1 protein-coding gene is annotated in these 919 nt (G+C 70.4%); it reads right to left on the bottom strand.

The features are described 5' to 3' along the window. Nucleotides 1-10: 10 nt before the first annotated feature. Nucleotides 11-919 (bottom strand): CpsD/CapB family tyrosine-protein kinase (locus tag ACFOES_RS21010; RefSeq protein ID WP_377835688.1); only part of this gene is annotated, 909 nt, incomplete at its 5' end.

Genomic DNA, 919 nt, shown 5'->3' with positions numbered 1-919 from the left:
GCTGCGGGTGTCACTTGTCGGATTTATAGGCGTATCGGTAGTTGTAGTAGGAATAGGCGTTTCCGTATTTGGAGGCTTCGGAGACCTTGTAGCCGTTGAGGATGGCGCCGGTGAGCTTGGTTCCGGCGGCTTCGAAGGCGTGGCGGACGGCCTCGAGCTCGGGGGCCATGGTTTCCATGTGGCGGGCGACGACGATGCGGGCGCCGGTATAGCGGCCGATGACGACGGGGTCGGTGACGGCGAGGGTTGGGGCGGCGTCGATCAGGACGAGGTCGAAGCGGCGGTCGAGCTCCCTGACGAGCTGCTCGAACTCGGCCCGCATGAGGATTTCCGAGGGATTGGGCGGGAAGCGTCCGGTGAGGATGACGGAGAGGTTGTCGACCGGGCCGTCGAACAGGATCTCGTCGAGGCCCTTCTCGTCGGCGAGGTATTCGCTCAGGCCCGGGGTTTCCTTGGCGCGGCCGAGGAAGCGGCGGATATAGCCGCGGCGGAGGTCGGCATCGACGAGGCAGACCTTCTGGCCGGCCTGGGCGGCGACGATGGCGAGGTTGAGGGCGGTGAAGCTCTTGCCGGCGGCGGGGGCGGCGGAGGTCAGCAGGACGGTGCTGGTCTCGGCGTCGAGCATGCCGAAATGGAGCGCGGTGCGCAGCGAGCGCAGGGCCTCGACGGCGACGTCGTCGGGGCGGGTGAGGGCGAGGATGGGCAACAGGCCGCGGCGGTTGCGCAGGTTGGCGGCATCGGGGGCGTAGGGGATGGTGGCGAAGACGGGCAGGCCGAGCTGCTCGATCTCCTGGGCGCCGCGGATGCCGCGGCGCAGGGCGCGGCGCAGCAGCACCAGGCCGGCGCCGAGGACGAGGCCGACGAGCAGGGCGAGGCCGAGGGTGCGGCCCTTGCGCGGCGCGACCGGGGCGGGGGCGGC

The sequence above is a fragment of the Acidimangrovimonas pyrenivorans genome, from assembly GCF_042643245.1.
Classification (GTDB): Bacteria; Pseudomonadota; Alphaproteobacteria; order Rhodobacterales; family Rhodobacteraceae; genus Acidimangrovimonas; species Acidimangrovimonas pyrenivorans.
This window is presented reverse-complemented; position numbering and strand designations above follow the sequence as displayed.